The 20,264-nt window shown below is 59.1% G+C and carries 24 protein-coding genes and 1 pseudogene; 20 read left to right on the top strand and 5 right to left on the bottom strand.

Translation table 11 applies throughout. From position 1 onward, the window contains the following. The first annotated feature begins 79 nt into the window (after positions 1-79). The 6 genes from rplP (at position 80) to F4V54_RS07325 (ending at position 3,975) form a co-directional block, all read left to right on the top strand. The gene (rplP, locus tag F4V54_RS07300) at positions 80-496 is read left to right on the top strand and encodes a 50S ribosomal protein L16 (RefSeq protein WP_034664264.1); all 417 of its coding nucleotides are present in this window, start codon (positions 80-82) and stop codon (positions 494-496) included. After that, positions 496-732 carry a 50S ribosomal protein L29 gene (gene rpmC, locus F4V54_RS07305; RefSeq protein ID WP_034664262.1) on the top strand — a complete coding sequence of 79 codons (237 nt, stop codon included), beginning with the start codon at positions 496-498 and terminating at the stop codon, positions 730-732. The genes rplP and rpmC overlap by 1 nt, the downstream gene beginning before the upstream one ends. Next, the gene (rpsQ, locus tag F4V54_RS07310; protein WP_034664260.1) at positions 732-1,016 is read left to right on the top strand and encodes a 30S ribosomal protein S17; all 285 of its coding nucleotides are present in this window, start codon (positions 732-734) and stop codon (positions 1,014-1,016) included. Before rpmC ends, rpsQ begins: the two co-directional genes overlap by 1 nt. A gap of 109 nt (positions 1,017-1,125) precedes the next feature. Beyond that, complete coding sequence (locus F4V54_RS07315) at positions 1,126-2,097, top strand: hypothetical protein (RefSeq protein WP_034664258.1); 972 nt, start codon at positions 1,126-1,128, stop codon at positions 2,095-2,097. Positions 2,098-2,107: 10 nt separating this feature from the next. After that, entirely contained in the window at positions 2,108-3,064 is a 957-nt protein-coding gene (locus F4V54_RS07320) for a hypothetical protein (protein WP_150386720.1), read from the top strand. Between the two features lie 11 nt (positions 3,065-3,075). Continuing rightward, complete coding sequence (locus tag F4V54_RS07325) at positions 3,076-3,975, top strand: hypothetical protein (protein WP_150386721.1); 900 nt, start codon at positions 3,076-3,078, stop codon at positions 3,973-3,975. 18 nt (positions 3,976-3,993) lie between these two features. Here F4V54_RS07325 and F4V54_RS07330 read toward each other — a convergent pair whose 3' ends face one another. After that, the gene (locus F4V54_RS07330) at positions 3,994-5,595 is read right to left on the bottom strand and encodes a GTPase (RefSeq protein WP_249041255.1); all 1,602 of its coding nucleotides are present in this window, start codon (positions 5,593-5,595) and stop codon (positions 3,994-3,996) included. Then, positions 5,582-7,492 (bottom strand): GTPase family protein, encoded by a 1,911-nt coding sequence (locus F4V54_RS07335; protein ID WP_150386722.1) that lies wholly within the window; start codon positions 7,490-7,492, stop codon positions 5,582-5,584. Before F4V54_RS07335 ends, F4V54_RS07330 begins: the two co-directional genes overlap by 14 nt. 418 nt (positions 7,493-7,910) lie before the next feature. Here F4V54_RS07335 and rplN point away from each other — a divergent pair, with 418 nt between their 5' ends. The 3 genes from rplN to rplE are packed head-to-tail and all read left to right on the top strand — an operon-like array spanning position 7,911 to position 9,175. After that, complete coding sequence (gene rplN / locus F4V54_RS07340; RefSeq protein WP_034664252.1) at positions 7,911-8,279, top strand: 50S ribosomal protein L14; 369 nt, start codon at positions 7,911-7,913, stop codon at positions 8,277-8,279. Further along, positions 8,280-8,594 (top strand): 50S ribosomal protein L24, encoded by a 315-nt coding sequence (gene rplX, locus F4V54_RS07345; RefSeq protein ID WP_034664250.1) that lies wholly within the window; start codon positions 8,280-8,282, stop codon positions 8,592-8,594. Continuing rightward, on the top strand, positions 8,594-9,175 hold the full coding sequence (rplE, locus tag F4V54_RS07350; RefSeq protein WP_034664248.1) for a 50S ribosomal protein L5: 582 nt from the start codon (positions 8,594-8,596) through the stop codon (positions 9,173-9,175). The genes rplX and rplE overlap by 1 nt, the downstream gene beginning before the upstream one ends. 87 nt (positions 9,176-9,262) lie before the next feature. Here the strand turns inward: rplE and F4V54_RS07355 are convergent, their stop codons facing one another. From F4V54_RS07355 to F4V54_RS07365, 3 genes are all read right to left on the bottom strand, one after another. Further along, positions 9,263-9,955, bottom strand: a complete 693-nt coding sequence (locus tag F4V54_RS07355; RefSeq protein ID WP_150386723.1) for a hypothetical protein — start codon at positions 9,953-9,955, stop codon at positions 9,263-9,265. Positions 9,956-10,500: 545 nt separating this feature from the next. Next, a complete protein-coding gene (locus F4V54_RS07360; RefSeq protein ID WP_150386724.1) occupies positions 10,501-11,685 on the bottom strand; it encodes a hypothetical protein in 1,185 nt (394 codons plus the stop codon). Between the two features lie 17 nt (positions 11,686-11,702). Continuing rightward, on the bottom strand, positions 11,703-12,683 hold the full coding sequence (locus F4V54_RS07365; protein WP_150386725.1) for an L-lactate dehydrogenase: 981 nt from the start codon (positions 12,681-12,683) through the stop codon (positions 11,703-11,705). Between the two features lie 242 nt (positions 12,684-12,925). Between F4V54_RS07365 and F4V54_RS07370 the strand changes: the two genes are divergently transcribed. The 11 genes and pseudogenes from F4V54_RS07370 to F4V54_RS07420 all read left to right on the top strand — a co-directional run. Then, a complete protein-coding gene (locus F4V54_RS07370) occupies positions 12,926-13,669 on the top strand; it encodes a DUF2786 domain-containing protein (RefSeq protein WP_150386726.1) in 744 nt (247 codons plus the stop codon). 351 nt (positions 13,670-14,020) lie between these two features. Continuing rightward, positions 14,021-14,419, top strand: a complete 399-nt coding sequence (rpsH, locus tag F4V54_RS07375; RefSeq protein WP_034664241.1) for a 30S ribosomal protein S8 — start codon at positions 14,021-14,023, stop codon at positions 14,417-14,419. Positions 14,420-14,433: 14 nt separating this feature from the next. Continuing rightward, positions 14,434-14,970: a 50S ribosomal protein L6 gene (rplF, locus tag F4V54_RS07380; protein WP_034664240.1), complete on the top strand. Its 537-nt coding sequence runs from the start codon at positions 14,434-14,436 to the stop codon at positions 14,968-14,970. Positions 14,971-14,973: 3 nt separating this feature from the next. Further along, entirely contained in the window at positions 14,974-15,375 is a 402-nt protein-coding gene (gene rplR, locus F4V54_RS07385; RefSeq protein WP_034664239.1) for a 50S ribosomal protein L18, read from the top strand. Positions 15,376-15,421: 46 nt separating this feature from the next. After that, complete coding sequence (gene rpsE, locus F4V54_RS07390) at positions 15,422-16,111, top strand: 30S ribosomal protein S5 (RefSeq protein ID WP_150386727.1); 690 nt, start codon at positions 15,422-15,424, stop codon at positions 16,109-16,111. A 5-nt stretch (positions 16,112-16,116) separates the two neighbouring features. Beyond that, complete coding sequence (gene rpmD / locus F4V54_RS07395; protein ID WP_034664237.1) at positions 16,117-16,302, top strand: 50S ribosomal protein L30; 186 nt, start codon at positions 16,117-16,119, stop codon at positions 16,300-16,302. A 7-nt stretch (positions 16,303-16,309) separates the two neighbouring features. After that, positions 16,310-16,780: a 50S ribosomal protein L15 gene (rplO, locus tag F4V54_RS07400; protein ID WP_102723991.1), complete on the top strand. Its 471-nt coding sequence runs from the start codon at positions 16,310-16,312 to the stop codon at positions 16,778-16,780. A 230-nt stretch (positions 16,781-17,010) separates the two neighbouring features. Beyond that, on the top strand, positions 17,011-18,339 hold the full coding sequence (secY, locus tag F4V54_RS07405; RefSeq protein ID WP_034664235.1) for a preprotein translocase subunit SecY: 1,329 nt from the start codon (positions 17,011-17,013) through the stop codon (positions 18,337-18,339). Continuing rightward, on the top strand, positions 18,339-18,884 hold the full coding sequence (locus F4V54_RS07410) for an adenylate kinase (RefSeq protein ID WP_102723990.1): 546 nt from the start codon (positions 18,339-18,341) through the stop codon (positions 18,882-18,884). Before secY ends, F4V54_RS07410 begins: the two co-directional genes overlap by 1 nt. A 69-nt stretch (positions 18,885-18,953) precedes the next feature. Next, entirely contained in the window at positions 18,954-19,751 is a 798-nt protein-coding gene (gene map, locus F4V54_RS07415) for a type I methionyl aminopeptidase (protein ID WP_150386728.1), read from the top strand. Between the two features lie 68 nt (positions 19,752-19,819). Continuing rightward, positions 19,820-20,264: pseudogene (locus tag F4V54_RS07420) on the top strand (hypothetical protein); the annotation flags it as partial.

A 20,264-nucleotide genomic window follows, 5' to 3' on the forward strand; every position in this document is an offset into this window, starting at 1 on the left:
GTGGCCGCGATCGTCGCCCGCGCCGTGGTGGCCAACGCCGCCAGCGCGCCGAACAGCAGAATAAGGAGGGCTAAGACACATGCTTATCCCTAAGCGCGTTAAGTTCCGCCGTCAGCACCGTCCGGGCCGTTCCGGCGTGTCCAAGGGCGGAAACACCATCAACTTTGGTGACTACGCCCTGCAGGCTCTCGAGCCGGCGTACATCACCAACCGCCAGATCGAGTCCGCTCGTATTGCCATCAACCGCCACGTCAAGCGTGGTGGCAAGGTGTGGATCAACATCTTCCCGGACCGTCCGTTGACCCAGAAGCCGCTCGGCGTGCGTATGGGTTCCGGTAAGGGCCCGGTGGAGAAGTGGGTGGCCAACGTCAAGCCTGGCCGCATCCTGTTTGAGATGTCCTACCCGAACGAGGCAGTGGCTCAGGAGGCTCTGCGCCGCGCAGGTGCGAAGCTTCCCTGCAAGACCCGCGTTATCTCGAAGGAGGACCTGTTCTAATGGCAGTTGGAACCCCCGCACACGAGTTCCGTGAGCTGAATGATTCTGAGCTCAACGATCGTCTGTCCGCAGCCAAGGAAGAGCTGTTCAACCTGCGCTTCCAGCTGGCCACTGGGCAGCTGACCAACAACCGTCGTATCTCGGCGGTCAAGCGCGACATCGCACGCATCTACACCGTGCTGCGCGAGCGTGAGCTTGGTCTGTCCACCGTCCCTGGTGCTGAAGGAGCGAACTAATGGCTGACAACACCACCGCACAGGCCCCGAAGGAGAAGGGTCTGCAGAAGCGCCGCCGCGGTTACGTCGTGTCCGACAAGATGGATAAGACCATCGTTGTCGAGCTCGAGGACCGCAAGTCCCACGCGCTGTACGGCAAGATTGTCCGTACCACCAAGCGCGTGAAGGCACACGACGAGGAGAACACCGCTGGTATCGGTGACCTCGTCCGCATTGAGGAGACGCGTCCGCTGTCTAAGGACAAGCACTTCCGTCTCGTCGAGATCATCGAGAAGGCTCGTTAAGCACTTATCGCTTATCGACGTTTTCCGGCGCCCCGCCCCTCACCCCGTCCTTCCTGGATCGGGGGAAGGGCGGGGTTCTTTTGTACCTCCTATCCTTAGACTGGCACTCATGTTTCGGAAGATTGTCGCCTTGGTTGCGGTGCTGTCTACCTTCGCTCTCGGTGGGTGCTTTGCTGAAGCGTCGTCGCAGCATCGACTCAAGGAATTGTCGGCGTGGGTTGATACCCAGCCTGCATTGGCGGACTTGCACGTTTCGCGGCCGAGGGAACCCAGCCTTTTTGGGGACTCGTATTCTCACACCCTTCAGGCGAAAGGTGAGGTGCATGCGAACAGTGTTGCCGAATTCTTTACTGCGTTGGATCAGCTGTACGCCAGGTTCGATGAATTGCCACGTGGAAAACGCCGGTGGCTGGACGTTGACGTCAAGGCTGATATTCAGGGGACAGAGTTCACGTGGACAGGGCGTGAGTGGGAGCCAGGAAAGGGCGAGAGACTAGTAGAACTGCTCGAACCTTTCGCAGCACCCGAGGTTGGCTCCGTGGATATGCGGGAAGATGTAGAAGTTTTCTGGGTGGAAGTGAGCCGGGACTTTCAGGTCACCGACGAGGCTGCGCACGCGTACCGTGACAGAGCGTTCCGTCACCTGGACAGCGTAAAAGGAACCGAAATGATCCAACTGTCCGGATTCCCACTGCTGCACCGCACCGACCCTGGTGGGACACGTGGGTTTGGAGCCGGTAGTCCCTCGCTTCGTTTCTCGGAATTCCCCCAGGGATACGTAGGTACAGCCACCCTGGCGGAGACTGTAGACGCTGCAACACCTTATGCGGTGCGAGCTGTCACAAGTTACAAGGGGATGTATCGTTGGGAATTTTACGCTGACGATGATTACGACGAGGAGGCGCTGAAGCTAATCAAGCAGTTGCTCTCACACCCAGATGCTGGCAGTCCCATCGAAGTCAAGATCACAAGTCGTACGAGGGTCCTAGGCGTTGCACTAATTGGGGCAAAACAGGAGTACCCACCGAAAAAACCTGGGCCGTGGCAGGAGGACATGGATCGGGTATTTTATGGCTCTTAAAATGTCGGCTATGTTTCGGAAGATCATTGCCACCGTGACTGTGTTGGCCAGTTTTGCTCTTGCTGGTTGTGTGTCTACTAAGACGACGCAAGAACGCATCCCTGAGCTTTCGGATTGGGCTGCCACTCAGTCTGCACTCGTTGATCTCAAATTTTCGCAGTCTTTGGCAGGTGGCATCCCGACGAACAAGATTGATGTTGTTGGCGATGTGCACGTGGGCAGCGTGGCAGAGTTCTTCTCCGCCTTGGATCAGATCTACGCCAGGCTCGCTGAGATGCCTGGTGGGAGTCGCCTCGGGTTGGACCTGAACATCAACGCCGATATCGAGGGCACTTCGTTCACCTGGAAAGGGCGCAATTGGGCACCCGGCAGGGATAAGGAACTAGCAGCTGTTTTCGAGCCTTTCGCAGCACCCGAGGTACGTGTTGTATTGATTGATGACTTCTCTCGAGGCTTGCGAGCAGAGGTTTACCGCGACTTGGAGTTCAGTGACGATGATGCGCGAGCATACCGCGACAGCTTGCTCCGTCACCTGGATGAAGTGCAGCCTTCCGGCAGTATTGAACTGGTGGGATTCCCGCTGGCGCGCCCCACGCTCGCGGATGGGGAAAAGCCTTCCCGGCGTATTTCGCCGGTGCTTCGCTTCTCAGAGTTCCCCGCAGGGTACGCAGCCACAGCTGCTTTCGCGGACGACGTGGATGCCGCAACCCCCTATGCGTTGCGGTCTGTCTGGAGTTTCGAGGGCTTTTACCACTGGGAGTTCTACACGGAGGGCGATTACAACGAGGAAGCGATGAAGCAGTTGAAGTCCCTGCTGGCTAGACCAGTGGCCGGAGATCCCGTTGGGCTAAGGATCAAGGGGCCTGACGGCCGATTGGGCGAGGCGATCGTCGGGGCACCAATGGCCGAACAGCCTGAGGGCACCGGGCCGTGGGGCGACCGCATGGTTCACCTTTTCGCTGATTAAACTGCTGGACAGTGCTGTCTTTTAAGATGGTGGGCATGATGCGGAAAGTTCTTGCTGGCCTTGTTGGTGCGGTTGTTCTGGCGCTTTCTGGTTGTTCAGACCCGACTGCAGAGGAGCAGGAGGCGTTGGCACAGTGGACTGCCACTGACCCGGTGTTTGAGGGGCTGACGTTTTCCTCGGTAATTGGGGGCGGAATCCCGACTGGCACGGTCCAGGTGAGCGGTTCCGTGAACGTAGACGATGCCGCCGAGTTCGTGGCTGCCTTGGTCACGCTGCATGACAAGGGGGAGGAGCTTAATCAAAAGATGACTTCACATGTGCGGGCTGAGCTGGGTAGCACGGCATTCAAGTGGCAGGGCCCGTTCCCAACGGCGGACTTCGGAGCAGAAACTGCAGAGCAGTTGGCGCTGTTTGCAGCACCCGAGGTAGCAGAGGTGTCCATCTCGGCTTCGAGTTCGGATGGGGGACTGGACGTGATGGTGTGGAGGGAGACGTCGATAAGCGATAGCGCGGCGCGTGAATTCCGGGACCATGTGTTCGGGCATCTTGACATGCACGAGCGCGACACTTTCACCCTGCGTGGTTTTCCGCTGCACAAGCCCGCGCGGCTGGACGGCATAGCTGACTGGGATGATCTCGCCCCGAATCTCCAGCTGCGCCCGCAAGGTGCGAGTCTGAGTGCCCTCGTTGAACAGGCAGAACGCGTTGATGCCGCAACTTCCCTTTACCTGTACAACGCAGGAAATATCGGCGCGCTGAGCGTGTGGTACTTCTACGCCGACGGTGTATACGACCCCGCTGAGCTCGATTCGGTCAAAGAAATCTTGTCGCAACCCGTCGACGGCAAAGCCACCAACCTGATTGTCAAAGGACCTGACGGTGAGATTGAGCAGACAAGCGTGGGTGACTAGTGCAATCGATGCGCGAAACTAAGTGCCCGCGGCGACGGCGATGCGTTCGGTGAAACGCACGTAGTCATCGCGGATCTCCTCTAACGGCGCGACCACGGTTGCCTCCGACATCGCAGAAATTTCTTTGCGGAGTGCTGTTCGCGTACGGCGCTTGATATTGCTACCGACGATCCCGCCAACACCCGCCGACATAAGCCCGATGACCACCCCGACCAAAATCCCCACCATGATGAGCAGAGTGGGAATGGGCCATCCCTCGACATCCGGAACAAGGTCATCGCCTAGCAGCGGAGTGAGGATTCCCGGAACCAGCGCCACGATGAGATACCACAGCGCGCCAACGAGCGCCGCAACAAAGGCAAGCCATTGAATGAAGGTGAGCACACCCCACGCCTTTGAAGGCTCCGCCGGGAGTTTCGTCCGCGTCACAGCAACATCGAGCTCAGCAGGCACACTTACAGCCACATCATCGGCACGGTCGAACACAGCTCCGGCCCACTGGTGCGGTAAACCTTCCGCAACCGCGGCCGCGTACTCGCGGACACCTTTGTTGGCCACGGCCTTTGAAGCAGCGTCCAATTCAGGTAGGGATGAGCGGTGAACCCCAACACTATCTGGATCTTCGCGCAGCCCCAGCCGCTTTAAGGGGTCAGGCCGAAAGCGCGCCATCCAGGAAACAACCGGCCAGCCCGTGCGCTGGAAAAGTCGCTTGCGGTAGGCAGCCGCGGTGGTGTTGGCTAGGCGGTCTGCCCCCACAGCGTGACTCAAGGCCTTATCTAGCTCGCGTTTTGCGCGTTTATCCGGGGTGGTTGTCTTGGTGGCACCGATAAATTCATCAGTGACGGAGACAATGTCTGCCTCAATCCTGGCGGATTGCGCCGAGTGCGCACGGGCGACGCGGGCGATAGCTGCCCTAACATCGCCAATACCTGCACCGGTGAGCGTGGATGTGGGAAGGACAGAGACATTTGTGAGGCCATCGGAGCGAAGCAGCTGCGCATAAGACTGTGCAACGGTGGACACGTCCCCCGAACCCAGCAAGTCTGATTTGTTCAGGACAGCAAGGGTGACGGCGGAGTGGTTGGCATGCGGTTGGATGAACTGTTCATGGATGACGCTATCGGCGTACTTCTCTGGGTCAGAGACCCACACGAGTACATCCACTTGCCCTGCAAGTCGGGTGGCGATCTCCCTGTTAGACAGCTCCACTGAGTCGAAGTCTGGGAGGTCCAATAAGATCAAAGGCCCAGCACCGGGAGCGAATTCACCGGGGCGTGTCCTACGGTCTTCCACCTCAAGCCAGTCGAGCAACTCCTCTGAACCGGCAGGTTCCCAGACCGCTGCCAGCGGTGAGGAGGTCGTTGGGCGGCGTGCAGCAGCCTTGCCTAGATCCTCCCCAACAACAGCGTTGAACAAAGACGTCTTACCGGAGCCCGTTGCCCCGAAGAACCCGACGACGGTGTGCTCTGCTGACAGTGCACGGCGCTCCGCGCCCGCGCGTGCAACTTTTTCCAACCTTTCCTTTTGTGCGGGGGAGAGGTACGGTGCACCAATCTCGGCAGCATCTTCTAAAGCGGTCAGGCGCTCACCGAGGGGCGTGTTGCGTTTAAACAATGCCATCGGTTTCTCCTTCCGGCTGTTGCGCGGGGCGCTGGAAGCCGCCACGGAGTTGGGTGAACAGATCACGCAAGGGGCCACGTTGAGCAGATTCCGCCAGATCCGTGGTGGCATCACTGTCGTGACTGTCGTGGCCGGTTTGTGTGGCAGGTGCCAGTGTGCGCGATGGGGCAGTGGTCCCGGCTAGCTCAGGGAAGCGGCCAGCAACGGCGGTGCGGGCAGTGCTGACAGCTTCCTGTAGTTCTTCTGCCGGAGTACCTTCAACCAAGGGGTCAGTGACGGGGTAGAAGCGCGCGCGTTCGCGTTGCAGAAGGGCGTAGAGTCGCTCATTCAAATCATTGCGGGCATCAGTGGCCATGCGGCGCACAGTGTCTTCGCCGAAGATTGTTTCCAACAGCTTCTGGCCGAGCACCGCTGATCCGCCAGCGATGGCCACTTCGGAGCCCGTGATTCCCGCTGTGGAAGCAAACACGACGAGCATGAGTGCCACGGTGAGGACATTCAAACCAAACGACATGGCTCGGGCACGCTGCCGTTTCGCCCCGGCGGTTTCCTGGATGTGAGCGAGCAACGCGCCCTGCCATTCTCTCACGAGTGCCGCAGCCTGGGCATCAATGTCCTCGCTGGATCGTGCTAAAGCCGGATCAGCGGCAGCACGAAGATCTGGGGCAACTGCCCCGATGTGAGACCACGAGCGGGCGGCCGCAGTATCGGCGGCATCAACGATGACGGCATGTAAGCCGGATTCCAGCTCAGTTTCTACTTCGCGCAACGGCGCAGGTTCGCCACTGAAGAAGCTGCCCACCTTATCCATGGCGTTGGAAAACCAGCGTTCGAATCCGCGGGTTACATCGGAGGTGCCCACAACATCTTGCCAGCGGTTCATCACCTCGGTGCGTAGCAGCTTGCCGTCGGAGGTGGCATCGATGACGTGGGAATGGGCGGCCGAGTACTGTTCACTGATCGCGGTGTCGAGTTGGGAGGCGAAGGCTTCTTGGCGGGAACGGGCCTGTACCACAGCGTCGATACGCGAAAGGGCCCCGACGATGGCTCCCGCGACAGTTTTTCCTGCGACGGCACGGCGCGCGACGGAATCTTCAGCGAGACGGGTGAGATACGTGCGCACATCAGCGACAAGTTCATCGCCGAGGAATTCGTCGTCCTTGCCAGCATCATCGCTGCCCAGACCGGGAACGAAGGGGACGGTGAACACGGTGGCCCCACCCAGCCCTGCCTCATCCATCATGCGGCGCAAGTCATCGGGAACGGTTGCTGCCGCAGATTCATCAAGCCGATTGAGCACCACGACAACCTCGATGCCCCTTCCGGCAGCATCATGCAAAAAGTTCCACACAAGCTGATCCGCGTAGCGGGCCGGGGTGGTGACAAAGACCCACAGATCTGCAGCGGCCAACAGTTGTGATGCCAGCGCGCGATTCCGATCGTCGATTGAGTCAAAGTCCGGCGCATCCAACAGCGCTAAGCCGGCTGGAATGTTGGTGGTGGGAACAATCCGCAGTGTGGTGGATTGTTCATCCCCTGCGCCATGGGACCGTGCCAGGCCAGGAAGGACCTGTGGCGAATTGAACCAATCAGCGTCATCTGGGTGAGCAACCAGCACCGGCTGGCGGGTAGTAGGGCGTATTACGCCCGGGTTGGATACGCGTTCACGCAATATCGCGTTAACCAGGGTTGATTTGCCGGAACCCGTGGACCCGCCTATCACCGCCAGTAGCGGGGCGTCCAGGTTGGCCAGCCGCGGTAAGACGTAGTCATCCAGCTGGTTCACAATTGCACGGGCATCATCAGCTGCGTCATCCAGCCGGGTCTCGGCGAGAGCGTCGCGCACCCCGTGCACAGCATCGAGCATGTCAGGCGTAGAGGACTTCACCTGATCCATTCTGGCAGATTGGATAGTGGGCAGCTGAGCACAGTCTGGGTTTAAGGAAAAGACATGAAGATTCGTCGTTTCATTGCCACTGCCGTGGCCGCTACTGCCATCACCGCATTCAGCTCCTAAATAGCCAGAAACCACACCATCCCTTAAGGCCTGCTCCGGGCCTGGGGAATGGTGTTTTCTTTTCTCGAGGAAGGATCCGCGAGACCAGCCCAGATTTGGGTTCAGCGGAGTAAACATGGTTAAATACCACAGTTGTCTCACGCTGGTCGTAGCTGACGCGCGTTTCCGAGCTGATGCTGCGAGACCCTTCGACGGTGGGTTCCACTGTTCGTCGATAAGCGAAAAGGCACAAAGACATTGACCACGTGCGTGCAGGACGGAAATCTGGCGCACATTGATCCAGGTCAGGAGACCAAAAGTGATTCAGAAAGAATCGCGTCTGAAGGTCGCCGACAACACTGGTGCACGCGAAATTCTGTGCATCCAGGTGCTCGGCGGTTCTGTTCGACGCTTCGCCGGTATCGGCGACACGATTGTCGCCACCGTGAAGGAAGCTGCCCCCGGCGGCAACGTCAAGGAAGGCGAAATTGTTCGCGCTGTTATCGTGCGCGCAAAGAAGGAAACCCGTCGCCCGGACGGCTCCTACATCTCCTTCGATGAGAACGCTGCAGTTCTGATCAAGAACGACACCGAGCCCCGCGGTACCCGTATCTTCGGCCCGGTGGCACGTGAGCTGCGCGACAAGAAGTTCATGAAGATTGTTTCTCTCGCTCCGGAGGTGATCTAGTTGAAGATCAAGAAGGGCGATATGGTCCAGGTCATCGCTGGTAAGGACAAGGGCGCGCAGGGTCGCGTCATTGAGGCTTACCCGAAGCGCGACCGCGTCCTCGTTGAGGGCGTCAACCGTGTGAAGAAGCACGTTGCCAACTCCTACAATGAGCGCGGCGCTGAGTCCGGCGGCATTGTTACCCAGGAAGCAGCGATCCACGTGTCCAATGTGATGCTCGTTGATTCTGATGGCAACCCGACCCGTGTGGGCTACCGCTTCGATGAGAACGGCAAGAAGGTCCGCGTGGCCAAGTCGAACGGGAAGGACATCTAATGAGCGAGGCTAACTACACCCCGCGTTTGAAGACGCGCTACAAGGACGAAATCCGTGGCAAGCTCTCTGAGGAGTTCGGCTACGACAACGTCATGCAGATCCCGGGTCTGACCAAGATTGTGGTCAACATGGGTGTCGGCGACGCTGCACGTGACTCCAAGGTGATCAACGGTGCCCTCGAGGACCTCACCGCTATCACTGGCCAGAAGCCGCAGTTGCGTCGCGCGAAGACCTCCATTGCTAACTTTAAGCTGCGTGAAGGCATGCCCATCGGTGCGAAGGTCACCCTGCGCGGCGACCGTATGTGGGAGTTCCTCGACCGTCTGCTGACGGTTGCTCTCCCGCGTATCCGCGACTTCCGTGGCCTGTCCGACAAGCAGTTCGACGGCAACGGCAACTACACCTTCGGCCTCTCCGAGCAGACCATGTTCTACGAGATCGACGTGGACAAGATCGACCGTCCGCGCGGTATGGACATCACCGTTGTCACCACCGCTGCCAACGACGAGGAAGGCCGTGCGCTCCTGCGCCACTTCGGCTTCCCGTTCAAGGACAAGGATGGCAAGATGCAGCGCCCATAAGCTTTTGCTTATCGACGTCTCACTTGGCCCCCACCACGCAGCCTTCCCGCTGGGTGGTGGGGGTTTCGTCTTTCTAAAAGATTTCGGTTACATGTCGATGAGGGCCCAGTCAACCTGCGGCAGGCGTTCACCGGTAGCCATCCACGTTTCAAATGCGGCGAGCGTCTCGTCGTAACTGGCGATCATTGCCTGGTAGTGGGCATCAGGGCCGCCGTCGCGGACCTCCACCTGGTACGCCTCTATAGCGGGCCGGTAGATCGTTTGGATGAACTGGTGTTCTTTGCTGGTGTCTTCGATGATGAGGAAGTCCACAGCGTCATCGCCACGGTCGTGGTAAAAGTTCATGGCCATTGTCGTACGCTCCAACCACTGTGGCAATGCACGGGGGGAAGCCCACGCAATGTCCCATTCGTATGTGCGGATGGACATGCCCGGAATTTCATTACCGTAGGCGAATACAAGATCATCGAGTTCTGAGACGACCACTAGCCCCATTCCCGCCGCGATGTGTGAAAGACGTTTGACTAGCAAGGGGACCACATGGTCCGATACGTCGATTATGAGGCAGCGTTCGCCGCGAAGCCCAGTCCTGTCGGGGTGGAGGAGACCGTCGTCGATGAGGTCGCGGTTATCCTGCAGGATCTGGTTGTGTAGCTGCACCAGGTATTCATCTGATACCTGTGGTCCGTCGGTGGCAGCGACCACGGCCCCGATCACCTCTTGGTCGGGCATGGTCAGGGGTGCGTCAGGTTTGTGGATGATCAGGTCTGTGTTTCCCATGTTTCTTTCGTTTCGGCGTGGCTTTCCGTGTCTTTTATTCAATACACTTGCCAGGTTACTGTTTTGTGCTCAAAGGTGAAGCTATGTGTAACGCGAAAAAACAGGACGCGGCCGTAGTGATGGAAGGTGCATCAGCCCGCATTGTGGACTGTGCCACTTTCAGCTTGCCGCGGGGATCGATGAGGGCAACCCTGGCTGTAGCAAAGCGTGTACTCACTCAGCTGCGACGCGACGATTCTCGGGGCCTTCTGCGTCGTACTAATCGGGGTCGCTTCCTTGAGCTTGCAGCGTAAGACAGCGTAGTTGGTTGGCGAATCTTCTCACGCAACCCGCGTATGGTCAGGGTAGATACTTTCCTTTACTGGAGGTCGCTGGAAAGGAGAGGGCCGTGTGGTGATCAGGAAAAGTGGCAATAGTTTGGTGCTTACTCCTGAGCCGAAAAGCGCACTTGATCTCATTGCTTTTATCAATGAGGGTGCGCCCGAAGGGTGGGCTGAGTGCCTCGAAGAGCCCCGAAGAATTGCCACTGAAGCGATCTCCCGCTGCTAACCGCGGTGGTTATCAGGTGGGAACGCGAGATCGAGCAGCTCAATATCAGTCAACGTATCTGGGTTGTGCCACAGAATCGCCTCGATCCTCCTGTCATGGTTGTACAGCGTGACCCAGTGTTCGTACAGCACAATTCCCAGTCTTCCGTCATCAGCCCAGGGTATGCCGCGCTCATCGAGCCGTTCGGTGAATGTCGGTGTAGGGATATGAAAGGGGATGCCTAGGAAGCTGGCGTTGTCTTGGGGGCTGATCTCAAGTTCGGTGATCACACCATCTTTCTCCGTTGCAGCAGCGTGGAATTTTTCACCATTGAGTGTGATCGTGCCTCGGTAGGCGTTGCCGCGGAAGGCACCCCAGTTCATATCATCAATCATGGGCTGTGGTTCGGGGTTGCCCATAGCAGCCAGAATATCCGGAAAAGGCACCGGACATTCGGTGGTGAAGTCCACGACAGGCTCGTACCGCACCCGTTTATCTGCTGGTAAGGAGGGTGACTGTGCTCGGATCGTTGCTTCCGTGTCCTCGTTTCGCATGGCCACCTCGTAGATGTGCCGCATCGTGTCTACATCACCGGTGAGTGAGATCACTCCAGGCTCATGCTTTACGTCGACTGTGTTGGGGGCGACCCAGGCAGCGTCGATAAGCATGCGGGCAACATCCTTCGGACCTGTAGCTGCCACGAGTGTGGGAGGCAGAAAATCCTCAAACACGAAGACATTTCCCACGCCTCCGATTTCTGAGAAGTGGAGAGTCTCACCCGTGAACCGGCACCGCGCGGAGGCAAACAAGCGGATGAAATGCAGGTAGTCATCGCAGTCGGTGGACAGGAGTAAGCCGAGGTTGCCCCAGGAATACCCAGTATTGTGGATGAGCCTATGGACGGCCATGAAAGCATCCATGGCCAGCCCATCAAGCGGATTCAGATCCTCGGGCCACGCATTATCCTCGGCCTGATCAAACTCCTCCTCGAAACGATCCAGCAGATCTCGTGCCTCCTGCGGAAGAGAGAACTGACCCGTCGCCTCGTCGTACTCGAGATGGTTGATCACGGCCCGTACGTCAGGCCACCGCGCGGCGCACGGGCGGATGAAACCTTGGAGCAACACTTTGACAGTGGCTAGCGCTCCAAGGACCTCGGCCGTAGCAGAACCTGCCTGGTCCAAGGCCTCGTCGTAATGCATTGATGTCGCCCTGGCTGCTACCCGACGAGCCCGCCGTCCACCATCACCTGGCGCAGTACCTCTGCGGAGTGCTGGAATTGCTTGGACTCTGTCTCGTCGAGCGTGAGTTCGACGACATCGCGGATGCCGTTGCGATTGATCACAGCCGGGGTGCCAATGTAAATGTCTTCGAGGCCGTACTGGCCTTCCAGCAGGGCACTGACCGGCAGCACAACATCCTCATTGCTCAGCACAGCGCGGGTGATGCGGGCAAGGCCACCGCCGATACCGTAAGACGTTGACCCCTTGGCCTGGATGATCTTGTAGGCAGCGTCCCGGGTTTCCTCAAAAATGGTGGTCATGTCGGAGGAAGCTTCCGGGTTGTGCTCTGCGGCCTTCCTGAGCTTCTCTGGCAGTGGCACGCCGGACACACTGCCCGTGGAGACAACAGGCAACTCAGTATCGCCGTGCTCACCGATGACGTAGGCGTGGACGGAGGTGGAACTCATGCCAAAGTACTCGCCGAGTGAGTGGCGGTAGCGTGCGGTATCCAGAATGGTGCCGGAGCCGATCACGCGGGAAGATGGCAGCCCGGAGAACTTCCACGTGGCATAGGACAACACGTCTACCGGGTTGGTGGCCACGAGGAAAATGCCGTTGAAGCCGTGCGCCATGACCTCGTCCACAATGCTCTTAAAGATCTTCAGGTTGCGCGCCACCAGATCAAGGCGGGTTTCGCCCGGGCGTTGGGCCACGCCGGCGCAGTTGACCACCAAGGCGGCGTCGCGGCAGTCCTCGTAGGTGCCCACGGTGACGCGGGTGTTGTGTCCGGACCACGGAACCGAGTGGTTCAGATCCTCAACGTGGCCCCACGTCTTTTCCTCATTGATGTCAATGATAGCCAGGTGATCGCACAGTCCTTGGTTCACCAGCGCGTAGGCGTAGGCGACGCCGACATCGCCGGCGCCGATGAGCACAATCTTGTTGCCGGGGGTGGGTTTGTCAGTTGTGGTTGCCATGGCGGAGGTCTGTCCTTTCAGTTGTGGTTGAGATCGAATGTGGTCCCGCCACCAATACTGCCTGTAACGGTTGTGCTATCGACGGTAGTCCAGTAGCGCGCATCGTGCTTGGCAAAAGGTTCTGAGCTGCATATTCGAATAGTTATCCACAGGCTGTCGCGCACAATGAGGAGGGCGTGTCGCACCTAGACGATAGATATGGGTTCGTACCTTTTAACAACACAACAGCCAAGGGGGAAACAATGGGTACAGGAACAATTGGGACACACGGCAACATCGACAAAATCAAAGAGCGTGTTCAGAAGCTACTCAACCAAGCCGCTGATCAGGAGGGCACTGCGGAAGGTGAAGCCTTCTACCGTAAAGCCTTCGACTTAATGGCTACGTACGGTTTTGAGAAGCGGGACTTAGACAGTCCCGGTGCGAACGATGAGGTGATTACGCGTGAGTTCCGCTTCGCCGGTTCGTACACCGATATGCAGTCGCAATTATTGAGTTACCTTGTAGCGGCGCTTCATTGTGTGGCATTTAGGCACGGCAAGCGCAATTCCACCAAAGTGGAATCAACCATGGTCTTTGGGGTACGCAGGCATGTTGAGCGCGTAGAATTACTCTTCACCATCCTCAACCCCCAGATGGCCGCGGGTGCGCGCCGGGTGAAAGGGGATCGAATACGCGGGGTGTCCACGGTGGTGGCGCGCCGCTCATACATGCACGGTTTTTCCATCACCATCTATGAGCGCCTAAGCGCTGCGGAAACCACTGTCGCCACGGGAAACGAGAGATATGCGCTCGCGCTTATCGACGATGTGGGCAAGGCCGAAAACGCCCGCGATGACTTCATCCGCGCCCAAGGCCTTTACTTGGTCGCGTCGAAGACCAAGCGCCAGACGGATAGTGCCTCGTACTGGCAGGGAATGAGCGATGGGGAACAAAGCGACCTCGGTCAAACGCGGGTGAGGGCCCGGCCGGCGCTGCCGTGTTGATGGTGCGGGGAGGCGTCGATAAGCGATTTGTGCTTGAACTGCGCTGACCTGTATGGTTGACCGGCGGACCTGCGCGCATGGCACGTAGTGTGCATTTCATGCGCGTCAGAGCCGTAAGAACGTAAGAATCCAACTTTGTTGCAGGCCCCCCGCCTTAATGCGGACCGTATGGAGGGTGGCGGCGAGCACCTGGCGTTACTAAGCGCTGGGGAGCGCCCCAACTGCTCGTTCACACGCTGTGTGCGAGCAAAAGTAGCCCCCGACACATCACACGGATAACGCAGTCAGCCGCTTCCCGCAGTGGACATCTGGGTGGAGAGGAACCGCAACGAGAAAGGTAAGCGGTCAACTATGACCATGACAGATCCCATTGCGGACATGCTGTCTCGCGTGCGCAACGCAAACAATGCGCACCACGAGACCGTGTCCATGCCCTCCTCGAAGTTGAAGGTCAACATCGCGGAGATCCTCAAGCAGGAGGGCTACATCGCTGACTACAAGGTTGAGGACGCAAAGGTGGGCAAGACCCTCTCCCTCGACCTGAAGTACGGCCCGTCCCGTCAGGCTTCCATCGCTGGCCTGCGTCGCGTGTCCAAGCCGGGCTTGCGCGTGTACGCCAAGTCGACTGACCTGCCGCAGGTTCTCGGCGGCCTGGGTGTGGCAATCATCTCCACGTCCCAGGGTCTGCTCACGGACCGCCAGGCCCAAGAGAAGGGTGTAGGTGGGGAAGTCCTCGCCTACGTCTGGTAAGGGAGGAGTAGTACATGTCTCGCGTAGGAAACGCACCCATCGCTATCCCCAACGGTGTAGAAACCAAGATCGATGGCCAGCTCGTTGAGGTGAAGGGTCCGAAGGGCACCCTCTCCGTCGACGTTCCGGAGCCGATCACCGCTGCCGTTGAGGACAACCAGATTGTGGTCACCCGTCCGGATGACCACCGCAACAACCGCTCCCTGCACGGTCTGACCCGCTCGCTGATCAACAACTGTGTTGTTGGCGTGACCGAGGGGTACAAGATCAACATGGAGATCTTCGGTGTTGGCTACCGTGTCCAGCTCAAGGGCAAGGACCTCGAGTTCTCCCTCGGCTACTCCCACCCGATCCTCATTGAGGCTCCGGAGGGCGTCACGTTCGCCGTTGACGGCAACACGAAGCTGTCCATCGAAGGCATCAACAAGCAGCAGGTTGGCCAGATCGCTGCGAACATCCGCCGCCTCCGCAAGGATGACCCGTACAAGGGTAAGGGCATCCGTTACGCGGGCGAGCAGGTTCGCCGCAAGGTCGGAAAGACGGGTAAGTAAACAATGAGCACTGAAGCAAAGCAGAAGCGCACCCCGGTCGGCCGGGACATTGCAACCCGCCGCCGCGAAGCACGCGTCCGCCGCCACAACCGCATCCGCAAGACGCTGCGTGGCACCCCGGAGACCCCGCGTCTCGTTGTCCACCGCAGCTCCCGCCACGTGCACGTGCAGGTTATCGACGACCTGGCAGGCCACACTCTGGTCTCTGCTTCCTCCATGGAAGATGCCGTGCGCACCCTCGAGGGCGACAAGAAGGCCAAGGCAGCCAAGGTTGGTGAGCTCATCGCTGAGCGCGCCAAGGCTGCTGGCATCGAAGAGATCGTCTTCGACCGCGGCGGATACAAGTATCACGGCCGCGTCGCCGCTCTGGCAGACGCCGCACGTGAAGGTGGTCTGAAGTTCTAATGACCATCGCAGCTAAGTACGTAAACATCAACGGAAGGATCGCGTAATGGCCGAGCGTGAACGGCGTGACGGCGGAGCATCCGCCGAAGACCAGAAAAACAACAGCACCGAACAGCGTGGCGAGCGTGGTGGCCGCAACGAGCGCGGTGGCCGCAACGACCGCAATGAGCGTGGTGGCCGAGGCCGCCGCGACGACCGCCGTGGCGGTGCACAGGACGAGCGCGATAAGTACATCGAGCGCGTCGTCACCATCAACCGTGTTGCCAAGACCGTCAAGGGCGGCCGCAACATGTCCTTCACCGCACTCGTTGTGGTTGGCGACGGCCAGGGCATGGTCGGCGTCGGCTACGGCAAGGCAAAGGAAGTCCCGGCTGCCATCCAGAAGGGTGCAGAGGAAGCCCGTAAGAACTTCTTCCGCGTCCCGATGATTGGCGGCACCATCCCTCACCCGGTTCAGGGCGAAGCGGCAGCGGGCATTGTGATGCTCCGCCCGGCTGCTCCTGGTACTGGTGTCATCGCCGGTGGCGCAGCCCGTCCGGTGCTTGAGTGCGCTGGTGTCCAGGACATCCTGGCGAAGTCCCTCGGCTCCGACAACGCCCTCAACGTGGTTCAGGCCACTGTTGCTGGCCTGAAAGAGCTGGTCCGCCCTGAGGAAGTTGCCGCTCGTCGTGGCAAGCCCCTCGAGGAGGTCGCACCGGCCCGTATGCTGCGCGCACGCGCAGGACAGGAGGCTTAAGCACAATGGCTCTGAAGATTACGCTGCACCACGGCAAGGTCGGCCAGAAGCCGGCTGCCCGTAAGAACCTGGAGGCTCTGGGCCTGCGCAAGATCGGCCAGTCCGTGATCAAGCAGGACAACGACGCAACGCGCGGCCAGATCCTCAAGGTGGCCCACCTGGTCACCGTCGAAGAAGTAGCAGGGGAGTAGATAAACCATGGCTGAAGTAATCAAGCTCCATGATCTGCGCCCGGCTGAGGGCGCTAACAAGGCCAAGACCCGCGTCGGCCGCGGTGAGGCTTCCAAAGGTAAAACCGCAGGTCGCGGTACGAAGGGCACCAAAGCTCGTAAGCAGGTTTCTGCTGCTTTCGAGGGTGGCCAGATGCCGTTGCACATGCGTCTGCCGAAGCTCAAGGGCTTCAAGAACCCGAACAAGATCGTCTACCAGGTGGTCAATGTTTCTGACCTGGCAAAGGCGTTCCCGAAGGGCGGCACCGTCGCTGTTGCGGACCTGGTTGCTGCTGGTCTTGTGCGCAAGAACCAGCCGGTCAAGGTCCTGGGCGACGGCGAGATCAGCGTCAAGCTGGACGTCACCGCCGAGAAGTTCTCCAAGTCTGCGGTGGAGAAGATCACCGCTGCTGGTGGTTCCGCCACGGAGGCAACTGTGAAGGCTGGCGAGGAGAAGTAGTTTCTCACTCTTAGTTTTCTCAAAACTCCCCGCGCGAAAGAGCATCTGCTCGTCTTGCTCGGGGAGTTTCTGCATTTCTGGGGCGAGCGTGCTTTGGACGGTTTATAGCAATTGCCACCGGAATAAATGTTTTCTGCTAACACCTGCTAGGGTAAACAAGTCAATTACGTTATCTACTGTCCGCTATCGCCGTGCGGCCTTAAGCCGCGCGGGATAAGCCAGGAGGCCACGTGTCCACCATTTTCCAGGCGTTCAAGGACGTTGATCTTCGCAAGAAGATCTTGATCACGCTAGCTCTGATCATCCTCTACCGCATTGGCGCGCAAATCCCTACACCGGGAGTTGATTACGGCATCATTGCCGAGCGTCTTCGCGCCCTCGCTGAGGGAGATCAAGGCAACATCTTCTCGGTGATCAGCTTGTTCTCCGGCGGCGCTTTGTTGCAGCTATCCGTGTTTGCTATCGGCATCATGCCGTACATCACCGCGTCGATTATCACGCAGTTGCTCACCGTGGTGATTCCGCGGTTTGAAGAGCTGAAGAAAGAAGGCCAGGCTGGCCAGGCCAAGATGATGCAGTACACGCGCTACCTGACGGTGGCGCTTGCATTGCTGCAGTCCGCTGGCATCGTAGCCCTGGCGGACCGTGAGCAGCTGCTTGGTCAGGGTATTCCCGTCCTCGTTGAAGACCGCACGGTGTGGACGCTGGTCATGATGGTGGTTGTGATGACCTCCGGTGCTGTTCTGATCATGTGGCTCGGTGAGATCATCACGGAGAAGGGCGTGGGCAATGGTATGTCCCTGCTGATCTTCGCTGGTATTGCGACCCGTCTGCCTACGGATGGGGCGAATATTCTCCGCCAGTCTGGGCCGTTGATCTTCGCAGTGGTGATTGCTGCGGTGATCTTCCTTGTTGTGGGCATCGTGTTCATCGAGCAGGGCCAGCGTCGCATCCCGGTCCAGTACGCCAAGCGCATGGTGGGTCGCCGCCAGTACGGTGGCACGTCGACCTACCTGCCGCTCAAGGTCAACCAGGCTGGCGTGATCCCGGTGATCTTCGCGTCCTCACTCATGTACGTTCCAGTTCTGATCACTCAGATTGTGAACTCGAATGATCCGACCCCGCCGGATAACTGGTGGATGTCCACCGTGATGGCGTGGCTGCAGAACCCGGCTTCGTGGCAGTACATTTTGACCTACTTCACGTTGATCATCTTCTTCTCTTACTTCTACGTGTCTATTCAGTACGACCCGTACGAGCAGGCCGACAACATGAAGAAGTACGGTGGTTTCATTCCAGGTATCCGTCCTGGCCGTCCGACCGCGCAGTACCTTGCGTTTGTGATGAACCGTTTGCTGTTCGTCGGTGCGATTTACCTTGGTCTGATTGCCATCCTGCCGAATATCGCCCTTGATATGGGTCTCGGGGGTAGCGGTGCCGGCGGCATGTCCGCATTCGGTGGTACGGCTATTCTGATTATGGTGTCCGTGGCCTTGACCACGGTGAAGCAAATTGAATCCCAACTCCTGCAATCCAACTACGAAGGACTGTTGAAATAATGCGACTTGTACTCCTCGGCCCTCCCGGTGCCGGTAAGGGCACCCAGGCGGCGATCATTTCGGAGAAGCTCGGTATCCCGCATATCTCCACCGGTGACTTGTTCCGCGCCAACATCGGCGAGGGAACCCCGCTGGGTGTAGAGGCAAAGGAGTACATTGACGCCGGCAAGCTCGTCCCCACGTCGGTGACGGCCCGCATGGTGGAGGAGCGTCTGGCTGAGGCTGATGCCAAGAACGGCTGGCTTCTCGACGGGTTCCCGCGCACCGTTGAGCAAGCTGAGATCCTGGAGGAGCTCCTGAATTCCCAGGGCCAGAAGCTCGATGGTGTGATCAACTTCCAGGTCGATGAGGACACTGTGGTGGCCAGGATGCTTGCCCGTGGCCGTGCTGATGACAATGAGGACACGATCCGCACGCGCCTGCAGGTCTACCGCGATGAGACCGCTCCGTTGATTGACCACTACGGCGACGCCCTGATCAACATTGATGCTGATGGTGAAGTCGAGCAGGTTAATGCCCGCACGATGGAGAAGCTGGGTAAGTAAACTGCCCAATTGATGAGCGCTGGCCACACGAAGGCCAGCGCTTCTCTTTTTCAAGAAAGGGACCACACAATGCTGTTCGGACGTAAGAAGACCATTGCCGCGAAAACCCCGGGTGAGCTAGATGCGATGGAGGCTGCCGGCCGGATCGTGGGACGCGCTCTCACCGCGGTGCGTGACGCCGCCGCCCCTGGCGTGACCACGCTGGAGCTGGACGCCATCGCCGAGCAAGTCATCCGTGATCATGGTGCAGTGCCCACCTTCAAGGGCTACCAGGGTTTCCCGGGTTCCATCTGTGCTTCAGTTAATGAAGTGGTGGTTCACGGTATCCCCTCTGCCGGTGCGGTATTGAAGGAAGGCGATCTCGTCTCCGTCGACTGCGGTGCCACCTTTGATGGTTGGGTTGGGGATTCGGCGTGGAGTTTTGGGGTGGGGAAGTTAGCGGGGGACGTCGATAAGCTCAATCGTGCAACACGCGCCGTGCTTCTCGACGGGCTCCAGGCAATGATTCCAGGCAATCGGCTTACCGACGTCTCTCATGCCCTCGAACGCTCCACCCGCGAAGCCGAGGCCGCCTTTGGCGTGAAGCTGGGTATCCTCGCGGGCTACGGTGGCCACGGTATTGGTCGCACCATGCACGAGGACCCCTACCTGGAAAACCAGGGCCATCCTGGTCGCGGGCCCTACATCCAAGCTGGCTCCGTGCTTGCGATTGAACCGATGCTCATCCTTGGTGGAGAAACCGAGTCTTACGTGCTGGAGGATGACTGGACCGTAATTACCGCTGATGGATCACCCGCAGCCCACTGGGAACACACCGTGGCCGCCACGGATGATGGCCCGCGCATCCTGACACCGCGCAGCGCATAGTCAGCTCTCTGACAATGTTGTAGAGTGCAGAAGCAATGTTTTTCACACATAACAGTTATACTTTCCGCATGCATCAATTACATCTGCCCCCGAAAGGCACGCGCGTGCAGCGCTTAGCGCGCCGATTCGGCTCCCTCGTCGCTGCAACCGGCCTGGCTATTGGTCTTATCGCCACCCCTGTGACCGCGCAGGCTCAGCCCGTTGACCTTTCCGCGAACGTGAGCAGCACCAGCCCGTTCCTCCAGCAGGCGGAGCACAGCCTCCAGGCTGCCGCGATGACCATTAACAACAACGCTCGTAACGCTGTGTGGGATGTGCGCAACGCACTGCGCGTACAGGCCACCAACCTCGCTGGCGGAAACAAGGCCCAGGAACAGCAATTCCACGCCGATATTGACCGCCTGGTGGAAGGTATCGCCCCTGGCCTGATCGCAGAGCGCACCCCGCGCCCAGCGCCGGCACCTGCACCCGCACCCGCACCAGCACCGGTCCCTCAGCCGAACCAGCCGGCTG

This window comes from Corynebacterium tuscaniense (genome assembly GCF_008693065.1).
GTDB lineage: Bacteria > Actinomycetota > Actinomycetes > Mycobacteriales > Mycobacteriaceae > Corynebacterium > Corynebacterium tuscaniense.